The 18,507-nt window shown below is 69.6% G+C and carries 16 protein-coding genes and 5 tRNA genes; 8 read left to right on the top strand and 13 right to left on the bottom strand.

The genetic code is table 11. The features are described 5' to 3' along the window. Nucleotides 1-204, top strand: coding sequence for a hypothetical protein (locus ACSMXR_RS27520; protein WP_381850361.1), 204 nt, complete (start codon nucleotides 1-3; stop codon nucleotides 202-204). Between the two features lie 112 nt (nucleotides 205-316). Here the strand turns inward: ACSMXR_RS27520 and ACSMXR_RS27515 are convergent, their stop codons facing one another. The 4 genes from ACSMXR_RS27515 to leuC form a co-directional block, all read right to left on the bottom strand. Then, the gene (locus ACSMXR_RS27515) at nucleotides 317-991 is read right to left on the bottom strand and encodes an HU family DNA-binding protein (RefSeq protein ID WP_030084999.1); all 675 of its coding nucleotides are present in this window, start codon (nucleotides 989-991) and stop codon (nucleotides 317-319) included. A 142-nt stretch (nucleotides 992-1,133) separates the two neighbouring features. Then, nucleotides 1,134-1,361, bottom strand: a complete 228-nt coding sequence (locus tag ACSMXR_RS27510) for an SCO5555 family protein (RefSeq protein WP_032790676.1) — start codon at nucleotides 1,359-1,361, stop codon at nucleotides 1,134-1,136. A 104-nt stretch (nucleotides 1,362-1,465) separates the two neighbouring features. Then, complete coding sequence (gene leuD / locus ACSMXR_RS27505; protein ID WP_137234498.1) at nucleotides 1,466-2,059, bottom strand: 3-isopropylmalate dehydratase small subunit; 594 nt, start codon at nucleotides 2,057-2,059, stop codon at nucleotides 1,466-1,468. 2 nt (nucleotides 2,060-2,061) lie between these two features. Next, nucleotides 2,062-3,489 (bottom strand): 3-isopropylmalate dehydratase large subunit, encoded by a 1,428-nt coding sequence (leuC, locus tag ACSMXR_RS27500; RefSeq protein WP_137234499.1) that lies wholly within the window; start codon nucleotides 3,487-3,489, stop codon nucleotides 2,062-2,064. Between the two features lie 173 nt (nucleotides 3,490-3,662). On the opposite strand from leuC, the gene ndgR reads away from it, so the two are divergent. Beyond that, entirely contained in the window at nucleotides 3,663-4,379 is a 717-nt protein-coding gene (ndgR, locus tag ACSMXR_RS27495; RefSeq protein ID WP_003966003.1) for an IclR family transcriptional regulator NdgR, read from the top strand. Between the two features lie 218 nt (nucleotides 4,380-4,597). On the opposite strand, the gene ACSMXR_RS27490 is transcribed toward ndgR, so the two are convergent. The 9 genes from ACSMXR_RS27490 to ACSMXR_RS27450 form a co-directional block, all read right to left on the bottom strand. After that, nucleotides 4,598-4,670, bottom strand: a tRNA-Glu gene (locus tag ACSMXR_RS27490). 20 nt (nucleotides 4,671-4,690) lie between these two features. Beyond that, nucleotides 4,691-4,762: transfer RNA gene (locus tag ACSMXR_RS27485), tRNA-Gln, on the bottom strand. Nucleotides 4,763-4,774: 12 nt separating this feature from the next. After that, a tRNA-Glu gene (locus tag ACSMXR_RS27480) sits at nucleotides 4,775-4,847 on the bottom strand. A gap of 62 nt (nucleotides 4,848-4,909) precedes the next feature. After that, nucleotides 4,910-4,982, bottom strand: a tRNA-Glu gene (locus tag ACSMXR_RS27475). A gap of 38 nt (nucleotides 4,983-5,020) precedes the next feature. Beyond that, nucleotides 5,021-5,092, bottom strand: a tRNA-Gln gene (locus tag ACSMXR_RS27470). Between the two features lie 88 nt (nucleotides 5,093-5,180). Next, entirely contained in the window at nucleotides 5,181-5,900 is a 720-nt protein-coding gene (locus ACSMXR_RS27465) for an HAD family hydrolase (protein ID WP_381909501.1), read from the bottom strand. A gap of 111 nt (nucleotides 5,901-6,011) precedes the next feature. Further along, the gene (gltX, locus tag ACSMXR_RS27460) at nucleotides 6,012-7,487 is read right to left on the bottom strand and encodes a glutamate--tRNA ligase (RefSeq protein WP_473170141.1); all 1,476 of its coding nucleotides are present in this window, start codon (nucleotides 7,485-7,487) and stop codon (nucleotides 6,012-6,014) included. After that, complete coding sequence (locus tag ACSMXR_RS27455; RefSeq protein WP_137234502.1) at nucleotides 7,480-8,265, bottom strand: fumarylacetoacetate hydrolase family protein; 786 nt, start codon at nucleotides 8,263-8,265, stop codon at nucleotides 7,480-7,482. The genes gltX and ACSMXR_RS27455 overlap by 8 nt, the downstream gene beginning before the upstream one ends. Before the next feature lie 94 nt (nucleotides 8,266-8,359). Further along, entirely contained in the window at nucleotides 8,360-8,542 is a 183-nt protein-coding gene (locus ACSMXR_RS27450; protein ID WP_030084985.1) for a hypothetical protein, read from the bottom strand. 585 nt (nucleotides 8,543-9,127) lie between these two features. On the opposite strand from ACSMXR_RS27450, the gene ACSMXR_RS27445 reads away from it, so the two are divergent. The 6 genes from ACSMXR_RS27445 to ACSMXR_RS27420 all read left to right on the top strand — a co-directional run bounded on the left by ACSMXR_RS27445 (nucleotide 9,128) and on the right by ACSMXR_RS27420 (nucleotide 18,482). Further along, entirely contained in the window at nucleotides 9,128-12,910 is a 3,783-nt protein-coding gene (locus ACSMXR_RS27445; protein WP_473170140.1) for a sensor histidine kinase, read from the top strand. Nucleotides 12,911-12,919: 9 nt separating this feature from the next. Continuing rightward, nucleotides 12,920-13,333: a roadblock/LC7 domain-containing protein gene (locus tag ACSMXR_RS27440; protein WP_006127850.1), complete on the top strand. Its 414-nt coding sequence runs from the start codon at nucleotides 12,920-12,922 to the stop codon at nucleotides 13,331-13,333. A 135-nt stretch (nucleotides 13,334-13,468) separates the two neighbouring features. Further along, on the top strand, nucleotides 13,469-13,876 hold the full coding sequence (locus ACSMXR_RS27435) for a DUF742 domain-containing protein (protein WP_003966010.1): 408 nt from the start codon (nucleotides 13,469-13,471) through the stop codon (nucleotides 13,874-13,876). Then, nucleotides 13,857-14,438: a GTP-binding protein gene (locus tag ACSMXR_RS27430; RefSeq protein ID WP_003966011.1), complete on the top strand. Its 582-nt coding sequence runs from the start codon at nucleotides 13,857-13,859 to the stop codon at nucleotides 14,436-14,438. Before ACSMXR_RS27435 ends, ACSMXR_RS27430 begins: the two co-directional genes overlap by 20 nt. A 362-nt stretch (nucleotides 14,439-14,800) precedes the next feature. Next, nucleotides 14,801-18,058: a sensor histidine kinase gene (locus ACSMXR_RS27425; protein ID WP_473170139.1), complete on the top strand. Its 3,258-nt coding sequence runs from the start codon at nucleotides 14,801-14,803 to the stop codon at nucleotides 18,056-18,058. 10 nt (nucleotides 18,059-18,068) lie between these two features. Continuing rightward, the gene (locus ACSMXR_RS27420; protein ID WP_073771622.1) at nucleotides 18,069-18,482 is read left to right on the top strand and encodes a roadblock/LC7 domain-containing protein; all 414 of its coding nucleotides are present in this window, start codon (nucleotides 18,069-18,071) and stop codon (nucleotides 18,480-18,482) included. The last annotated feature ends 25 nt before the right edge of the window (nucleotides 18,483-18,507 follow it).

Here is an 18,507-nt window from a genome sequence, read left to right as displayed (position 1 = left end):
ATGCAGGCGACCTCGTACACGTACGACCCCGAGACCCGCAGCGGCAGCGTGCTGCTGGACGACGGCACCCCGGTGGAGTTCGGCGCCCCGGCCTTCGACGCGGGCGGCCTGTTGCTGCTGCGTCCGGGGCAGCGGGTGCGGATCGAGGGCAAGGGCGCGGGGGCGGAGCTGCGGATCACGCTGGTGACCCTGCAGACGTTCTAGAAGTGGTTCGCTAGGGCCTAGGCCGAACGGGGCCCGGACAGCCCGCGGGCCGGGCTCCCCCGGAGGGGAGCCCGGCCCGGCGCGTTGTGAGGTGCGAGCGGGTGGCCCGGTCTCACTTCTTGCGTGCGGTGGCCTTCTTGGCCGTGGTCTTGCGCGCCGTGGTCTTCTTCGCGGGCGCCTTCTTCGCCGTGGTCTTCTTGGCGGGCGCGGTCTTGCTGGCGACGGTCTTCTTGGCCGCGGCGGAGGTCTTCTTCGCCGGGGTCGCCTTCTTCGCGGCCGCGGAGGCCTTCTTGGCGGTCGCGGTGGTCTTCTTCGCGGTGACCTTCTTGGCTGCGGCGGTGGTCTTCTTCGCCGGAGTCGCCTTCTTGGCGGTGGTCTTCTTCGCGGTGGCCTTCTTGGCGGCCGACTTCTTGGCGGCGGCGGCCTTCACCGTCGTACGGGCGGCGGAAGATCCGCCCGAGAGGCTGCCCTTGGGGGCCTTCTTGACGGCCACGTCGTTCTTGGGGAGCTTCTTCGAGCCGCTCACCAGGTCCTTGAAGCCCTGACCCGCGCGGAAGCGGGGCACCGAGGTCTTCTTGACCCGGACGCGCTCACCCGTCTGCGGGTTGCGCGCGTACCGGGCGGGGCGGTCGACCTTCTCGAACGAGCCGAAGCCGGTGACCGAGACACGGTCCCCGGCGACAACGGCACGGACGATCGCGTCGAGTACCGCGTCGACAGCGTCTGCGGCCTGCTGACGGCCGCCGACCTTGTCGGCAATCGCTTCTACGAGCTGCGCCTTGTTCACGTCTTCCCCTTCGGAGACATTGCCAGAACGAAAGTGTTCAAGCTTTTTCGCACGTTAGGCAGATATATACCGCAAATCAAACACGAAACGGGCTAATCACCCTAGTGCCGCAACGAAGTCGACCGATGCGCAGTTCCACGTGTCAGTCACCTTCGGGGAATCGGCCCTCATCGAGGTCCTTCATCAACCGGTCCAGACGCCTTGCCGCGTCCGGGAGATCGTGCTTCGCCGCGGCCGTGACGACCAACAGCTTCCGGGTCAGCGCCATCCGTACGCTCTCCGGGACTTGCAGTGCACGCACCTTCGCGTGCGCTTCCTTCAATCGGTCGGCGACTTGGCCATAGAGCTTGAGTTGGCTGTCGCGTTCCATGCACCGATTGTGCCATCTGGGGCGAGTTGTCGCCCGACGGGGTCTCAACAAGCGACTGCGCCCCCTGCCGGGAGGCAGGGGGCGCAGTCCTGGAAAAGCGCTGCTCAGGCGGCAATGGTACGCGGCTTGAAGACCGGCCTGGCCGCCTCGTACGCGGCGATGTCCGCTTCGTTCTGAAGGGTGAGGCTGATGTCGTCGAGGCCGTTGAGCAGGCGCCAGCGGGCGTTCTCGTCGAGCTCGAAGTCGGCGGTGATGCCCTCGGCGCGGACCTGGCGGGTCTCCAGGTCGACGGTCACCTCGGCGGTCGGGTCGGCCTCCGTCAGCTCCCAGAGCGCGTCGACGACCTTCTGCTCCAGCACCACCGTGAGCAGGCCGTTCTTCAGCGAGTTGCCGCGGAAGATGTCGGCGAAGCGGGAGGAGACGACGGCCTTGAACCCGAAGTTCTGCAGGGCCCAGACGGCGTGTTCGCGGGAGGAGCCCGTACCGAAGTCGGGACCGGCGACGAGGACCGACGCGCCCTGGCGCTCGGGGCGGTTGAGGACGAAGTTCTCGTCCTTGCGCCAGGCTTCGAAGAGCCCGTCCTCGAACCCGTCCCGGGTGACCTTCTTCAGCCAGTGGGCGGGGATGATCTGGTCGGTGTCGACGTTGCTGCGGCGCAGCGGGACGACCCGGCCGGTGTGCGTGGTGAAGGCTTCCATGGCTATCGGACTCCGGCGGGGGTACGGGCGTCGGACAGGTCGGCGGGCGAGGCCAGATGGCCCAGCACCGCGGTGGCGGCGGCGACCTGGGGCGAGACCAGGTGGGTGCGGCCGCCCTTGCCCTGCCGGCCCTCGAAGTTGCGGTTCGAGGTGGAGGCGGAGCGCTCGCCGGGGGCCAGCTGGTCGGGGTTCATGCCGAGGCACATCGAGCAACCCGCGTGCCGCCATTCGGCGCCGGCCTCGGTGAAGACCTTGTCAAGGCCCTCGGAGACGGCCTGGAGGGCGACCCGGACCGAGCCGGGGACGACCAGCATCCTTACGCCGTCGGCGACTTTGCGGCCGTCCAGGATCGAGGCCGCGTTGCGCAGGTCCTCGATGCGGCCGTTGGTGCACGAACCTACGAAGACGGTGTCGACGCTGATCTCGCGCAGCGGCTGCCCGGCGGTCAACCCCATGTACTCCAGGGCCTTTTCGGCGGCGAAGCGCTCCGAGGCGTCCTCGTACGAAGCCGGGTCGGGGACGTTGGCCGACAGGGGCGCGCCCTGGCCCGGGTTGGTGCCCCAGGTGACGAACGGGGCGAGTTCGGCGGCCTCGATGACGACCTCGGCGTCGAACACCGCGTCGTCGTCGGAGCGCAGCGTGTTCCAGTACGCGACGGCGGCGTCCCAGTCCTCGCCCTGCGGGGCGTGGTCGCGGCCCTTGAGGTAGTCGTAGGTGGTGGCGTCCGGGGCGATCATGCCCGCGCGGGCGCCGGCCTCGATCGACATGTTGCAGATGGTCATCCGGGCCTCCATCGAGAGCTTCTCGATGGCGGAGCCGCGGTATTCGAGGATGTAGCCCTGGCCGCCGCCGGTGCCGATCCGGGCGATGATCGCCAGGATCAGGTCCTTCGCGGTGACCTCGTCGGGCAGTTCGCCCTCGACCGTGATGGCCATGGTCTTCGGGCGGGCCAGCGGCAGCGTCTGGGTGGCCAGGACGTGCTCCACCTGGCTGGTGCCGATGCCGAACGCCAGCGCGCCGAACGCGCCGTGCGTGGAGGTGTGGGAGTCGCCGCAGACCACGGTGGTGCCCGGCTGGGTCAGCCCCAGCTGCGGGCCGACCACGTGGACGACGCCCTGCTCGACGTCGCCCAGCGGGTGCAGCCGTACGCCGAAGTCCGCGCAGTTCTTGCGCAGGGTCTCCAGCTGGGCGCGCGAGACCGGGTCGGCGATCGGCTTGTCGATGTCGAGGGTCGGGGTGTTGTGGTCCTCGGTGGCGATGGTGAGGTCGAGGCGCCGCACCGGACGTCCGGCCTGACGCAGACCGTCGAAGGCCTGCGGGCTGGTCACCTCGTGCAGCAGGTGCAGATCGATGAAGAGAAGGTCGGGCTCGCCCTCTGCGCGCCGGACGACATGGTCGTCCCAGACCTTCTCCGCGAGTGTCCTACCCATCGCTTTCCCTCCGGCCGGCGTCTTCGCCGGCCCAACTAGAGATTGGTGTGCCTCCGTCCGGACCCCCGTGCGGGGCGGTGGCTACGAGCCGTTGTGGGGCCGCCCGTACAGGTTCGCAACTTCCGCCGAAAATTGAACTTGCGTTTCACAGAGTGAGACGGGAGTATCGTCGTATGGACAACTCTAGCGGCGTCGGCGTTCTCGACAAGGCAGCTCTGGTATTGAGCGCCCTGGAGTCCGGTCCGGCCACCCTCGCCGGGCTGGTCGCGGCGACCGGGCTCGCACGGCCCACGGCCCATCGACTGGCCGTGGCACTGGAACACCACCGGATGGTGGCGAGGGATATGCAGGGCCGGTTCATTCTCGGCCCCCGGCTGTCGGAACTGGCGGCCGCGGCGGGCGAGGACCGCCTGCTGGCCACGGCCGGACCGGTGCTCACCCACCTGCGCGACATCACCGGCGAGAGCGCGCAGCTCTACCGCCGGCAGGGCGACATGCGGATCTGCGTGGCGGCGGCGGAACGGCTGTCCGGACTCCGGGACACGGTGCCGGTCGGCTCCACGCTCACCATGAAGGCGGGCTCCTCCGCCCAGATCCTGATGGCCTGGGAGGAGCCGGAGCGGCTGCACCGGGGCCTCCAGGGCGCCCGGTTCACGGCGACGGCGCTCTCCGGCGTACGGCGACGGGGCTGGGCCCAGTCGATCGGCGAGCGGGAGCCGGGCGTGGCCTCGGTCTCCGCCCCGGTGCGCGGCCCCTCGAACCGGGTGGTCGCCGCCGTCTCGGTCTCCGGGCCGATCGAGCGGCTGACCCGTCACCCGGGCCGGATGCACGCCCAGGCCGTCATCGACTCGGCAGCGCGGCTGAGCGAGGCCCTGCGCCGCACGGGCTGACCCCGCCCGCCCGCCACCGGCTCCGCTCCCCGTTTCCACCCTCTCCCCGTCTCTTCTTCTCACCGTCTTCCGGAAGGCCGCCCCAGCGCCGTGGCGGCCCTTTTTCTTTCCCCTGTCAACAGCGTTGCCACATGGGCTACTTGGCCCGGGACGCCCTGGTCCGGGCAAGCGGAAAGGCCCTCCACCGAGGTGAAGGGCCTTTCCGTACTGCTCTGTTGTACCCCCGACCGGATTCGAACCGGCGCTACTGCCGTGAGAGGGCAGCGTGCTAGGCCGCTACACAACGGGGGCGTGGATACTGCTGACTTGCGCTGGGCTACCAGGACTCGAACCTAGAATGACGGTACCAGAAACCGTAGTGTTGCCAATTACACCATAGCCCATGGTGTGACAAGTACCCCCGACCGGATTCGAACCGGCGCTACTGCCGTGAGAGGGCAGCGTGCTAGGCCGCTACACAACGGGGGCCCTAGCGATCCTGCATCGAGAGCGATGGGTGCGACCCATGATGTTCTCGCGGGAAGGATCTGTACCCCCGACCGGATTCGAACCGGCGCTACTGCCGTGAGAGGGCAGCGTGCTAGGCCGCTACACAACGGGGGCTTGTCCTGCTGGTCTTGCTCGTACTGCTTGGTCTTGCGCTGGGCTACCAGGACTCGAACCTAGAATGACGGTACCAGAAACCGTAGTGTTGCCAATTACACCATAGCCCACTGAAATGCAACCCCTGGAGGGGGCTTCACTTCTGTCTGCGCTTCCCGGCCGGATCTTTCGGCCCGCTCGGGCGGCGCAGAAAGAACATTACCCGAAGGTGTCCGGCGCTCCAAAACGGGTATCGCCTGCCAGCAGGCCGGGGAGCTGGTCGAGCCCGGTGATCGTCACGAGGTCCGGCCGCCCGCCCCTCCCCCGCCGGTCGAGCCAGATCCCCGTCAGCCCGGCGGCCACGGCCCCGCTCGCGTCGATGTCGGGTTCGTCGCCCACGTACGCCACCTCGTGCGGCTCCAGCGCGAGCGCCTCGCAGGCCGCGTGGAAGGCGCCGGCCTCCGGCTTGGAGATCCCGAGCTCCACGGCGCAGACCATCGCCTCGAAGCGGTCCCGGACACCGAGCGCGGTGAGCTTGCGGTGCTGGTTGTGGCTGCTGGAGTTGGAGAGGATCGCGTGGCGGTAGTCGGGCGCCAGGCGGTCCAGGACCGGCAGCACGTCCGGGAAGAGCGTCCAGGCGGCCTCGTAGTGGGTCAGATGACCGGCGAACCAGGCGTCGGCCTCCGCGTCCGCCATCGTCCGCGCGAGGAAGTCCCGCACCCGGTCCCGGCGCTGGCCGAGGAAGTCCGTCTCCCCGGCGGCGACGCGCGCCCAGTGCACGGCGGTGATCGCCTTCCAGGCGGCGAGGGCCTCGTCCACCGACGCGTACGCCTCGGGCAGCCCCGTGCTCTCCAGGTGGAGCCGCATCCCGGTGTGATCGGCGCCCGCGTAGTCGAAGATCGTGTCGTCGATATCCCAGAGCACGGCGCGGATCGGCATGGATCTCACGGTAGCCGCCGACGGCGGGCCGCGGAGGGGAAAAGGCGGGGCAGAGCCGGGGAGGGCCGCAGCCGGTCGGCTGCGGCCCTCCCCGGGGCGTTCCGTGCTTGTTTACGCGGTCAGCTTCGCCAGCGCCGCGTCCACCCGGGCCAGGCTCTTCTCGCGGCCCAGGATCTCCAGGGACTCGAAGAGCGGCAGGCCGACCGTGCGGCCGGTGACGGCGACGCGGACCGGGGCCTGGGCCTTGCCGAGCTTGAGGCCGTGGGCCTCGCCGGCGGTGAGGACGGCGTTCTTCAGCGACTCCGGGTCGCTCCAGTCGGCCGCTTCCAGATTGGCGCGGGCCGTGGTGAGCAGGGCCACCGGGTCGCCCTTCATCGCCTTGGTCCAGGACGCCTCGTCCTCCACCGGCGCGTCGAGGAAGAGGAAGTCGACGTTGTCGGTGATGTCGGAGAGCACCGTGACCCGGGTCTGGGCGTACGGGGCGATCCGGGTCCACTTCTCCGCGTCGAAGGCCTCGGGGGCCCAGGGGGCGAAGGGGGCCTGGAGCCAGGGGCCGCAGGCCTCGGTGAAGGCCTTCACATCGAGCATGCGGATGTGCTCGGCGTTGATGTGCTCGCACTTCTTGAGGTCGAAGCGGGCCGGGTTGGCGTTGACGTCCTTGATGTCGAACGCGGCGATCAGCTCGTCCACCGAGAAGATGTCGCGGTCCTCGGCGATCGACCAGCCGAGCAGCGAGAGGTAGTTCAGCAGGCCCTCGGGGAGGAAGCCGCGCTCCCGGTAGAGGTTGAGCGAGGCCTGCGGGTCGCGCTTGGAGAGCTTCTTGTTGCCCTCGCCCATGACATACGGCAGGTGGCCGAAGGCGGGGGTGTCCTTGGCGATGCCCAGCTCGATGAGCGCCCGGTACAGGGCGATCTGGCGCGGGGTGGAGGAGAGCAGGTCCTCGCCGCGCAGGACGTGGGTGATCTCCATCAGGGCGTCGTCGACCGGGTTGACCAGCGTGTAGAGCGGGGCCCCGTTGGCGCGGACGATGCCGTAGTCGGGGACGTTCTCCGGCTGGACGGTGATGTCGCCGCGGACCAGGTCGGTAAAGGTGATGGCCTCGTCGGGCATCCGGAAGCGGACGATCGAGCTGCGGCCCTCGGCCTCGTACGCGGCGATCTGCTCGGCGGTGAGGTCGCGGCAGTGGCCGTCGTAGCCGGACGGCTTTCCGGCGGCGCGGGCGGCGTCGCGGCGGGTGTCCAGCTCCTCGGTGGTGCAGTAGCAGGGGTAGGCGTACCCGGCGGCGAGCAGCTTCTCGGCGACGTCCTTGTACAGGTCCATCCGCTGCGACTGGCGGTAGGGGGCGTGCGGGCCGCCGACCTCGGGGCCCTCGTCCCAGTCCAGGCCCAGCCAGCGCATCGAGTCGAGCAGCTGCTGGTAGGACTCCTCCGAGTCGCGCGCCGCGTCGGTGTCCTCGATCCGGAAGACCAGGGTGCCCTGGTGGTGCCGGGCGAAGGCCCAGTTGAAGAGCGCCGTCCGGACCAGGCCCACGTGGGGGTTGCCGGTCGGGGAGGGACAGAAACGGACGCGTACAGGTGCGTTAGCCACGCTTGATCACCTTGTTGGTGAGAGTGCCGATGCCTTCGATGGTGACGGCGACCTCGTCGCCGACGTGCAGGGGACCGACCCCTGCGGGGGTGCCCGTGAGGATCACATCGCCCGGGAGCAGCGTCATGGCCTCCGTGATGTGGACGACCAGGTCCTCGATGGAGCGGACCATGTCGCTGGTGCGGCCGAGCTGTCGCTGCTCACCGTTGACCGTCGCCTGGATGGTGAGGTCGTGCGGGTCGACGTCGGTCTCCACCCAGGGGCCCAGCGGGCAGGAGGTGTCGAAGCCCTTGGCGCGGGCCCACTGCTTCTCGCGCTGCTGCACATCGCGGGCGGTGACGTCGTTGGCGCAGGTGTAGCCGAGGATGACGTCCTTGACGCGCTCGCGCGGGACCTCGCGGCACATGCGGCCGATGACCACGGCCAGCTCGGCCTCGTGGTGCAGCTCGTTGGAGAAGGAGGGGTACTCGATCGCGTCGCCGGAGCCGATCACCGAGGTGGTGGGCTTGAAGAAGGTGATCGGCGCGTCGGGGACCTCGTGGCCGAGTTCGGCGGCGTGCTCCGCGTAGTTGCGGCCGATGGCCACGACCTTGTTGGGGAGCACGGGGGGCAGCAGCCGGACCTTGTTCAGCGGGACCTTGGTGCCCGAGAGCTCGAAGTCGGCGTACGGAATGCCCTTGATGATGTCGAGGACGAGGTCACCGGATTCCACGGTGCCCTGCCCCTCGACGGCGCCGAAGGCGACATTGCCGTCGATGGAGAACCTGGCGATGCGCACGGGATGCTGTCGCCCCTCACTTGCTGGCTGGCTGAAGACTGACGCTCCAGGCTAACTCCGTGGGAGGGGCACAGCTCGCGTATACCGGCGGTGGCTACTGGGCGGCCGCGACCGGGGCTTCCATCAGGATGGTGCGGCGCGGGTTGGCCGTCACGTTCGGCAGGTCGGCGGCGTGCTCCGGGGCCGGCGGCGTCTGCAGCGCTTCGGCGTCCTTGAGGTGCGCCAGCGTGGTGCGCCGGGGGTTGGCAATGTTGCGGAACATCGTCGTCGTCTTCATCTGCCGTCAGGACCCTGTCGGTGAGGGCGTCGCTCGTCGCGGCGCCGGCTTGTCGGATTCGCCATCCCTGTAAAGCGTCAGGCTAAACATCCGATTCCCCGCCCGAGCCGGGATGAGGCGACGATCATCATGTGAGTTTGCTCACGAACTAATCGACAATTTACCCATTCCGGACAGTCGATCGTGATCCAGAAAACGGACATTGCACCACTGAATCCACCATTCCGCTCCTGATCATCGCGACTGGGACACCCCCCACCCCTAGGGGACTCGCCCCCAATAGTCCGCTTTACCCACGATCACTCTCCACTGCTTGTTACTCATTCATCACAACGTGTCACCCAGGTCACAGCCCGGTACATGGGCCTTGTTGGAGATCCTGCACTGTGCTGGAATTCCACGCACCGCCGCGGGCTTCAGATCCGGCGCGCCGGGGCGCAACGCAGCGCCGAGTGGCGGCGGGAGGGGGAAGTACGCCGGTCACTCATACGACCACCATGGGGCGCGTCCAGCGCCCCACGACGCCGACACCGTTCTTGTCCGCTACCTGCGGGCGGGACGCCTGGTCCAGAGGTTGCGACGCTAGTGCAGGGACGTTTCAAGAGGGATGGCAGCGCTCCGGCGGAACAGGAGCCGCGCGGCGGGACCGACCGCGGTTCCTCGCCCCAGCACGCCCAGAACCCCGGGCCGGCCGCTGCCGGCGACAACAGCGACCGTGCGCAGCGCCCGGGCTCCACGACGGGCGGCGGCGCGGAGCCGAACACGCCCGCACAGCCGCGTGGCCCGGTCGACACGGGTTCGCGAATAGCGCTCCGTAACTGGCGCATCAGTACGCGACTGGTCTCGCTCCTCGCCCTCCCCGTGGTCGCAGCGACCACGCTGGGCGGTCTGAGGATCAACGAGTCCATGACCGACATGCAGCAGCTGGAGCACATGCAGCTGCTGACGAAGATGACCAAGCAGGCGACCTCGCTCGCCCAGGCGCTCCAGGTGGAGCGCGACCAGTCGGCCGGTCCGCTGTCGAACAAGTCCAAGCCCACCGACTACAAGGTCACCGGGCCCCGGGACAAGACGGACCGGGCCAAGGACGCCTTCCTCGACGAGACCGACTCGATCGGTGACTCCGAGGGCGACGAGGCGCTCGACAGCATCCACGCGAGCATCTCGCAGATCGCTTCCCAGCTCGGCACCATCCGTACGATCCGCAAGACGGCGTACGAAGAGGGAGCGCCGAGTCTCAACACGATCGACCAGTACAACCAGCTGATCACCTCGCTGCTGAGCCTCTCGCAGGACATGGCGCAGGCGACCAGCAACCCGGACATGATCAAGCGGACCCGGGCCCTGGCGGCGTTCTCCTCCGCCAAGGAGTACGCCTCGGTCCAGCGCGCGATCATCGCCGCGGCGCTGCCCGGCGGTTCGGTCAAGGAGCCGCACCTCAACCCGAACGACCGGCAGTTCGGCTCCAACGCCCTCGCCAAGGAGTCCCGCGCCCTCACCTCGTTCAAGACGATCTACGGGACGACCGGGGAGAGCGCCGAGGAGCTCATGGCTCCCCTGGACAACGGCAACCCGGAGATCAACGCCGGGAACATGTACGCCAAGCGGATCCTGGACACCACGAACGGGATCGAGGGCAAGCAGGTCCGGTCCTACCTCGACTGGTACGACCAGAGCACCATCAAGATCAAGGCCATGGAGACGATCGAGGCCACTCTCCTCAGCGACATGGAGGCCAAGGCCCGCGAACTGCGCCAGGCCTCCCAGCGCGAGGCGATCGTCAACGGTGCGGTCATCCTCCTCGTGCTCGGCGTCTCGCTCGTCGGCGCCTTCGTGGTGGCCCGCTCCATGATCCGCTCGCTGCGCCGCCTCCAGGACACCGCCACCCGGGTCGCCCAGGACCGGCTGCCCGAGCTCGTCAAGCAGCTCTCCGAGACCGACCCGCAGGACGTCGACACCTCCGTCGAGTCGGTCGGTGTGCACTCCCGGGACGAAATCGGCCAGGTGGCCGCGGCCTTCGACGACGTGCACCGCGAGGCCGTCCGCCTCGCCGCCGAGCAGGCCCTCCTCCGGGGCAACGTCAACGCGATGTTCACCAACCTCTCGCGCCGCTCCCAGGGCCTCATCCAGCGTCAGCTCTCGCTCATCTCCGAACTGGAGTCCCGCGAGGCCGACCCGGACCAGCTCTCCTCGCTCTTCAAGCTCGACCACCTCGCGACCCGTATGCGCCGTAACGGCGAGAACCTCCTCGTCCTCGCGGGCGAGGAGCCGGGCCGCCGGTGGACCCGCCCCGTCCCGCTGGTCGACGTGCTCCGTGCCGCCGCCTCCGAGGTGGAGCAGTACGAGCGCATCGAACTCTCCGCGGTGCCCGCCACCGAGGTCGCGGGACGGGTCGTCAACGACCTCGTGCACCTGCTCGCCGAGCTGCTGGAGAACGCCACGTCGTTCTCCTCGCCGCAGACGAAGGTCCGGGTCACCGGTCACGCGCTGCCCGACGGCCGCGTGCTCGTCGAGATCCACGACACCGGTATCGGCCTCTCGCCCGAGGACCTCGCCGCGATCAACGAGCGGCTCGCGCAGCCGCCGACGGTGGACGTCTCCGTCTCCCGCCGCATGGGTCTGTTCGTGGTCGGCCGGCTGTCGCTGCGTCACGGCATCCGGATCCAGCTGCGCCCCTCCGACTCCGGCGGTACGACCGCGCTGGTCATGCTGCCCGTCGATGTCGCGCACGGTGGCAAGCAGCCGCCGTCCAAGCAGGGTTCCGGGCAGCAGTCCGGCGCCCCGGGCGGTCTGCTCGCGGGCAACGGGAACGGCGCGGGCAACGGCCAGCGCGCGGGTCTCGGCAGCGGTCCGGGCGGTCCGGGCGCCAAGAGCCTCGGCGGTGGACCCGGCGCCCAGCGCGGCCAGGTCGGCGCCGGCGCGGGTCCCCGGGCGGCGCTGCCGTCCCGGGACGGCTCGGCGGGCCGTCAGCAGGGCCCGCAGGGCGGCGGACAGCCGAACAACGGCGGCCCGGGTCAGGACTTCCCGGCCCAGGGCCAGGCGCCCCAGCGCCAGGGCGGCGGTCTCTCCGGCGCCTTCGGCAACAGCGCCCGGCTCGGCGCCCGCGGCGCCCAGGGCGGCCCCCAGAGCGAGGCCCCCTCGCAGCCCAACCTGTTCGGGCACGGCGCTCCGCCCTCCCCCGGGCAGAACGGCCGCCCGGGCTCGTTCGCACCGCAGAACCAGCAGGGCCAGCAGGCCCCGTCCGGCTGGCAGAATCAGCAGGGCCCCGGGGCGCAGCAGCCCCAGGGACGCCCGGGACAGAACGGCCCCGCCCAGGGCGGTTTCCAGCAGTCCGGCGGCCCCGGCCGTCAGCTGCCGCCGCCCGGTGGACCGCGTGCCGAGCTGCCCGGGGGCAACCCGCAGCCGCAGCGTCCGGCGGCCACCAGTTGGGGCGCCGACACCCCGCGCGGCCACGAGGAGCACGACACGACCGGGCAGTTCGCCCGGCCGGCGGGCCCCGGCCAGGACCCGTCGTTCAACGCCCCGCTGAACCAGCGGCCGGCGGACGACCGGCAGGGCCCCGGCGCGACCTCCGAGTTCGCCCGGCCCGACTTCTCGGCTCCCCAGGACCGCTCGTACCCGCAGCAGGCTCCGCAGGGCCAGGACCCGGCGAGCACCGCGCAGTTCGCGCGGCCCGACTTCGGTGTCCCGCAGCAGCCGCACCAGAACCAGCAGGGCCTGGGCGGCAACCAGCAGGGCCAGGGCGGTTACGACCAGGGTCAGGGCGGATACGACCAGGGTCAGCAGCAGCTGCCCGCGTCGCGCCGGCCCGGCCCGGAGGGCAACGACTTCGGCGCCCCGCGTCCGGCGCTGCCGTCCCAGCCCCAGCAGCCGGAGGCCCTGCCGCCGGCCGGTCCCGGGGACGGGCGTACGCCGCTGTACGACACGCTGGAGACGAACTGGTTCCACGGTCCGGGCCAGGGCGGTCAGCAGCCGCCCGCCGAACCGCAGGCGCCGGCCGCTCCGGAGCCCACCGGGGTGCCCGTTCCGCCCATGCCTCAGCGTGGTGCGGCCGACCCCTCGGTCACCAGTTCCTGGCGGGCCTCGCCCAACGACGAACTCGTACGCCAGGCCGAACGGGTCAAGAAGCCCGCGGCCGGCGGTGTCACCACTTCCGGGCTGCCCCGCCGTGTTCCCCGCGCCAATTTGGTTCCGGGGACCGCACAGCAGCAGAATCACCAGTCCGGACCTCAGGTTTCGCGCGCGCCCGATGACGTGCGCGGTCGTCTGACCAATCTCCGCCGGGGCATCCAGCAGGGTCGGCAGGCCAACAACGGCTCGCAGACCGGCAGTATCCATCTCGGCCCCACTCACCAGCAGGAGCGTTAGTTGAGCCCCATGAGTCAGGCCGCGCAGAATCTGAACTGGCTGATCACCAACTTCGTGGACAACACCCCAGGGGTGTCCCACACGGTGGTGGTCTCCGCGGATGGCCTGCTGCTGGCGATGTCCGAAGGATTCCCGCGCGACCGCGCCGACCAGCTCGCCGCTGTCGCGTCCGGGCTGACCTCGCTGACCGCGGGTGCGTCCCGGATCTTCGAGGGCGGCGCCGTCAGTCAGACGGTTGTGGAGATGGAGCGGGGATTCCTCTTCCTCATGTCCATCTCCGACGGCTCGTCCCTCGCCGTTCTTGCCCACCCGGACGCCGACATCGGTCTGGTCGGGTACGAAATGGCCCTCCTGGTCGACCGTGCGGGCACCGTCCTCACGCCCGACCTCCGCGCCGAGCTCCAAGGCAGTCTGCTCCACTAGACGGCCATCCAGCGGATTCACGACACGATCCCCCCAGGTAATGCCCACAACCCTCACCCGACAGGCCGCTTTAGTCCCCTCACCGGCCCCTTGCAGACGGCAAGCCGAGAACCTGCTGTCACGCCCGGAGGATTCATGACCCCGCCACCCGCCTCACCCGATCCGTACGGCGCACTGCACCACGCGTCGTACGACGGGGAAGGCGACCAGCCGCTGGTTCGTCCTTATGCCATGACCGGCGGCCGGACCCGGCCGCGCTACCAGCTCGCGATAGAGGCTCTGGTCAGCACGACGGCAGACCCGGCGCATCTGGGGACCCTGCTCCCCGAGCACCAGCGGATCTGCCACCTCTGCCGCGAGGTCAAGTCGGTGGCGGAGGTGTCGGCACTGCTGTCGATGCCGCTCGGCGTCGCCCGGATCCTGGTGGCGGACCTGGCGGAAGCCGGCATGGTGGCCATCCACCAGCCGGGCAACGGAGAGGCCGGCGGCGCGCCGGATGTAACACTGCTCGAAAGGGTGCTCAGTGGACTTCGCAAGCTCTAGCGGCGGTACGGGCCGCGCCACCACCTCGGCGAAGATCGTGGTGGCGGGCGGCTTCGGCGTGGGCAAGACCACGTTCGTCGGGGCCGTGTCGGAGATCAACCCGCTGCGCACCGAGGCCGTCATGACGTCCGCGTCCGCGGGCATCGACGATCTGACCCACACCGGGGACAAGACGACGACCACCGTCGCCATGGACTTCGGCCGCATCACACTCGACCAGGACCTGATCCTGTACCTCTTCGGTACACCCGGTCAGGACCGCTTCTGGTTCATGTGGGACGACCTGGTCCGCGGTGCGATCGGCGCCGTCGTCCTCGTCGACACCCGCCGTCTCGCCGACTGCTTCCCGGCCGTCGACTACTTCGAGAACAGCGGGCTGCCGTTCGTCATCGCCCTCAACGGCTTCGACGGGCATCAGCCCTACACGCCCGACGAGGTGCGTGAGGCGCTCCAGATCGGTCCGGACGCGCCCATCATCACCACGGACGCCCGCCACCGCGCGGACGCCAAGAGCGGTCTGATCACGCTGGTCGAGCACGCTCTGATGGCACGCCTGAAGTAGACCTTCCACCAGGCGTAAGTCGATATCGGTATACGGAAGTTGCAGTAGTCACGCGGGGGCGTCCTGTGTCGTTTGACACGGTCCGCCCCCGTGTTCATAACGTTTCGACAGAGAATTGACTCCGCTCCGCCACCCGATGCATCCATTCGGTGCCGCTGCGCTCACATGAGCCCCGCCTTTTGACGGGGCTCGCTCTTTATGCCCGTTTTATCTGAGGCCTGGGCCACTCGGAATCGACGATTCCGAGTGTTTGGAACGGGGCCGGTACCCGTGCTGCAATTCGACGAACTCCCCAGTAGTACGGCCCTGAACGAAATAATCCGGCACAGCGTAGGTGCCGACGCCGAGAGGTTGTTGGTCGAGTGAGGCGAAGCAACGAGGGCTCCGCGGCGCAGCCCGAGCGGGGCAACTTCACCCCGCCGTCGCGCGCTGTGGCGTCCCCTGCGGATGTGCCCGGTACGGAGCCCGTCGAGGGCGGCAGCTCCAGTCGGCTGTCCCCGCGCAACTGGCGCGTGGCCACCCGGCTGAACGCGATCCTCCTGATCCCGGTGCTGGTCGGTCTGGTCATGGGCGGCTTCCAGGTGAAGGGCTCCATCGACACCTGGGGCGAGGCGCAGGAGGCCGAGAGGATCGCGGTCGTCGTGCGTGCCGCGTCCGACTACGGGCAGGCGCTGCTGAACGAGCGCGACCTCACCGCGGAGCCGCTGCTCTCGGGCGACCGTGACGCCGATGTGGTCGAGCAGACCCGGGCCACCACGGACGAGGCGGCGCGGAAGTTCGACGCCGCGGTCAAGGACATGCCGTCGAAACCGGGCCTGGAGCGCCGGCTGAAGCTGTTCAAGGGCGAGGAGCCCAAGCTTCCCGAGCTGCGCAAGGCCGCCTACTCGCAGGCCCTGGACCCGGTGAAGACCGAAGAGGGCTACGTCCAGGTCCAGCACTCGCTGATGGAGTTCTCCAACGAGCTGGGCCTCGGCACCGGCAACATCACCAGCTACGGCCGTACCGTCTACGCGATCGAGCTGTCCAAGGCTGCAGAATCGCTTCAGCGCTCGATCGGCATGCACCTTCTGGTGCGCCCGAGCCAGAAGCCGGGCACGTACAACGACCAGGTCAAGGCCTTCGGCTCGTACAACTACCTGGAGCAGATCGCGCTGGGCGAGTTCAACTCCGGTGGCACCCAGGCGGACGTCGACCGGCTCAAGCAGGTCATGACGGGCAAGGCCGCCGAGGGCGCCAAGCAGCTCAAGGCCGCCAAGGAGCAGGCCGAGGCCGCGGGCAAGCCCTTCGTGGCGCCGCCGAGCATCGACGGTTCGGTCTTCGACGGCATGGCCCAGGAGATCGGCAAGGGCCAGGACCCCAAGGACCTGGCAGCCAAGGGCATCACGCCCGAGACCTGGATGGCGGCGGCCACCGCGAAGTTCGAGGGGTACGCCACCGTCGAGGACGAGCTCGTCACCAAGGCGGTGGACGAGGCCGCGAACATCTCCTCCGACGCCAAGACCGACGCCATCGTCAACGGCCTCATCGTCGTCATCGCGCTGCTGGCCGCGTTCATCCTGGCCGGGCTCATGGCCCGCCAGATGAGCCGCTCGATGCGCCAGCTGCGTACCGCCGCCTTCTCCATCGCCGAGCAGCGGCTGCCCTCCCTGGTCGACCAGCTCTCGCGTACCGACCCGGGCCGGGTCGACACCCGCGTGCAGCCGATCCCGATCACCACGCAGGACGAGATCGGCGAGGTCGCCCGCGCCTTCGACCAGGTGCACCGCGAGGCCGTCCGGCTCGCCGCCGAGCAGGCCATGCTGCGGGGCAACGTCAACGCGATCTTCACCAACCTCTCGCGCCGCAACCAGTCGCTCATCGAGGGCCAGCTGACCCTCATCACCGACCTGGAGAACAACGAGGCCGACCCGGACCAGCTGGAGAGCCTCTTCAAGCTGGACCACCTGGCGACCCGAATGCGCCGCAACGGCGAGAACCTCCTCGTCCTCGCGGGCGAGGAGCCCGGCCGCCGCTGGGACCAGCCCGTGCCCCTGGTCGACGTCCTGCGCGCCGCCTCCTCCGAGGTGGAGTCCTACGAGCGCATCGAGCTGTCCGGCGTCCCCGAGGCCGAGATCCACGGCCGGGCCGTCACCGACCTCGTGCACCTGCTGGCCGAGCTGCTGGAGAACGCCACCACGTTCTCCTCGCCGCAGACCAAGGTCAGGGTCACCGCGACCCGGCTGCCCGACGGCCGGGTCATGGTCGAGATCCACGACAAGGGCATCGGCCTCACCGCCGAGGACTTCGCCGACATCAACCACAAGCTGGCCAACCCGCCGACCGTGGACGCCGCGGTGTCCCAGCGCATGGGCCTGTTCGTGGTCGGCCGGCTGGCCGACCGGCACGGGATCCGGGTCCAGCTGCGCCCCTCGGGCGAGCAGGCCGGGACCACCTCGCTGGTCATGCTGCCGGACGCCATCACCCACGGTGGCGGTGGCGAACCGGGCGGCGGCCAGGACGACTTCACCGTCTCCTCGATCATCCCCGAGCAGCAGCAGGCCTTCGAGCCGGCGCCGCAGCAGGCTCCGATGCGTACGGCGGCGGAGCTCGGCTTCGACGACTCGCGCTACGAGGTCCCGGTGGACCCGGGCCAGCTGGACCCGGTCAACCGCTCGCTGATGCGCGAGGAGCGCAGGGCGGCCCTGGAGGCCCAGGCGGGCACCGGCGGCCCGTTCGGCGACGCTTCCCAGGAGCAGCAGGGCTACGCACCGGAGCCGTACGCGGGCGACCCGTACGGCGGGCAGCAGCAGCCGCAGCAGGGGTACGCCGACGAGCACTACGGCCAGGACCAGTACGGGCAGCAGCCGCAGCAGGACCAGTACCAGGGCTCCTACGAACAGCAGCAGCAGTACGGCGCCGAGGACGGCTATCCGCAGCAGGAGCAGCAACCGCAGCAGGGTCAGCAGCACCCCGGAGACGGCTTCCAGGAATCGGCATATGCCGGTCCGGACGACCGGCAGGGCCCGTACGCCGATCCGTACGCGGCTCCGGCCGCCGACCAGTCCCACCAGGATGATTGGCCTGTTCAGAGCGGTTTCCAGAACACTTATGAGCCGATTGCTCCCGCCGAATCGGAATCTGTTCCGAGCACGCCCGCCGAGCCTTCGGAGCGCGTAGGCTTCGACCGTCCGGGACCCACCCCGAACGTCGGCCACGAGCTGACCGAAGCCGGTCTGCCGCGCCGCGGCGGTCAGCAGCACTGGCAGCCCGGCCCCGGCGGCCGCGCCGACGACCAGCCCGCTCCGACTCCGCAGCGCCGGCCGCAGCAGGAACAGCGGCAGGACCCGCAGACGGACGGGGACGGCACCGACGACTGGCGCTCGACGAACGACGAGCGCTGGGAGCGGGCCGAGAAGCTCCGTGAGCCGAAGGCGGGCGGAATCACCCCCTCCGGTCTCCCCCGGCGCGTGCCCAAGGCCAACCTGGTCGAGGGCACGGCGGAGCAGACCCAGCAGGGCGGCCCACAGGTCTCCCGCGCCCCCGAGGACGTCCGCGGCAGGTTGAGCAACCTGCGGCGGGGGATCCAGCGGGGACGCAGCGCGGGGTCGGACACCAGTACCACCTACAACCAGGAGCGTTAGTGTGAGCCCGATGAGCCAGGCGGCGCAGAATCTCAACTGGTTGATCACCAATTTCGTGGACAACACCCCCGGGGTGTCGCACACGGTGGTGGTCTCCGCCGACGGACTCCTGCTGGCGATGTCCGAAGGTTTCCCGCGCGACCGCGCCGACCAGCTGGCGGCCGTCGCCTCCGGTCTGACGTCGCTGACCGCGGGCGCCTCGCGGATCTTCGAGGGCGGCGCCGTGAATCAGACCGTTGTGGAGATGGAGCGGGGATTCCTGTTCATCATGTCCATCTCCGACGGATCCTCGCTCGCCGTTCTGGCCCACCCGGACGCCGATATCGGTCTGGTTGGGTACGAAATGGCCCTTCTGGTCGACCGTGCGGGCGGTGTCCTGACTCCGGACCTCCGCGCCGAACTTCAGGGAAGTCTTCTTAACTAGTAGACAGACAGTGCGTTTCTCGCCA

The organism is Streptomyces sp. DSM 106670 (genome assembly GCF_055792845.1).
Note: the sequence above shows the minus strand (reverse complement) of the source record. Positions and strands in the feature narration are given on the sequence as shown.

What these genes read in the sequence shown, in the direction of transcription:
- ACSMXR_RS27520 (WP_381850361.1), top strand. Translation starts at nt 1, where the DNA reads ATGCAGGCGACCTCGTACACGTACGACCCCGAGACCCGCAGCGGCAGC.
- ACSMXR_RS27510 (WP_032790676.1), bottom strand. Translation starts at nt 1,361, where the DNA reads ATGGAACGCGACAGCCAACTCAAGCTCTATGGCCAAGTCGCCGACCGA.
- leuD (WP_137234498.1), bottom strand. Translation starts at nt 2,059, where the DNA reads ATGGAAGCCTTCACCACGCACACCGGCCGGGTCGTCCCGCTGCGCCGC.
- leuC (WP_137234499.1), bottom strand. Translation starts at nt 3,489, where the DNA reads ATGGGTAGGACACTCGCGGAGAAGGTCTGGGACGACCATGTCGTCCGG.
- ndgR (WP_003966003.1), top strand. Translation starts at nt 3,663, where the DNA reads ATGGACAACTCTAGCGGCGTCGGCGTTCTCGACAAGGCAGCTCTGGTA.
- ACSMXR_RS27465 (WP_381909501.1), bottom strand. Translation starts at nt 5,900, where the DNA reads ATGCCGATCCGCGCCGTGCTCTGGGATATCGACGACACGATCTTCGAC.
- ACSMXR_RS27450 (WP_030084985.1), bottom strand. Translation starts at nt 8,542, where the DNA reads ATGAAGACGACGACGATGTTCCGCAACATTGCCAACCCCCGGCGCACC.
- ACSMXR_RS27440 (WP_006127850.1), top strand. Translation starts at nt 12,920, where the DNA reads ATGAGTCAGGCCGCGCAGAATCTGAACTGGCTGATCACCAACTTCGTG.
- ACSMXR_RS27435 (WP_003966010.1), top strand. Translation starts at nt 13,469, where the DNA reads ATGACCCCGCCACCCGCCTCACCCGATCCGTACGGCGCACTGCACCAC.
- ACSMXR_RS27420 (WP_073771622.1), top strand. Translation starts at nt 18,069, where the DNA reads ATGAGCCAGGCGGCGCAGAATCTCAACTGGTTGATCACCAATTTCGTG.